General features: G+C 35.8%; 1 pseudogene. It reads left to right on the top strand.

The features are described from left to right. Positions 1 to 229, top strand: a pseudogene (locus tag N824_RS31360) (hypothetical protein); the annotation flags it as partial.

Here is a 229-nt window from a genome sequence, read left to right as displayed (position 1 = left end):
GATGAAAACTTCAATGCAAATAATACATCAGTTTTAAGAAGAGGAGAAGCTTTGTTTATCAACTCTACAGAAAGTAATCAGGTTACCGTAAATGTTTCTGTAAAGGATCTGCAAAGAATAGAAGCGGCAGGTGGTTCAGTAGTTGTGACCAAAGGCACCTTTAATGTAAAATATCTTCAGTTGTTTTTAAGCCAAAGTGCAACAGCTAAAATTAACTCTAGGGTGGGTA

The organism is Pedobacter sp. V48 (assembly GCF_000523515.1).
Lineage (GTDB): Bacteria > Bacteroidota > Bacteroidia > Sphingobacteriales > Sphingobacteriaceae > Pedobacter.
This window is presented reverse-complemented; position numbering and strand designations above follow the sequence as displayed.